Origin of the sequence: Amphritea pacifica (assembly GCF_016924145.1) — a bacterium.
GTDB lineage: Bacteria > Pseudomonadota > Gammaproteobacteria > Pseudomonadales > Balneatricaceae > Amphritea > Amphritea pacifica.
The window spans coordinates 1-307 of record NZ_JAFFZO010000183.1 but is presented as its reverse complement, the minus strand read 5'-3'; the positions used below and the strand labels follow the sequence as shown (position 1 = coordinate 307).

Here is a 307-nt window from a genome sequence, read left to right as displayed (position 1 = left end):
GCGCCGCCAGTGTTTCTCGGCACTGGCGTGCCAATGGCCTGAAGCCTCATCTCGAGCGCAGCTTCAAAGTCTCGCGAGACCCGAAATTTATCGAGAAGCTGGAAGACATTGTCGGGCTGTATTTGTCGCCGCCAGAGCATGCGCTGGTATTGTGTTGCGATGAAAAAAGTCAGATACAGGCGCTGGACCGCACTCAACCTGGGCTGCCGCTAAAGAAAGGTCGTGCGGCCACGATGACGCACGATTACAAGCGCAATGGCACAACCACCCTATTTGCCGCACTCAACGTGCTCGATGGCAAAGTGAT

The 307-nt window shown here is 55.7% G+C and carries 1 pseudogene; it reads left to right on the top strand.

Features of this window, described 5'->3' with window-relative positions:
- Positions 1 to 307: pseudogene (locus JW499_RS22000) on the top strand (hypothetical protein); the annotation flags it as partial.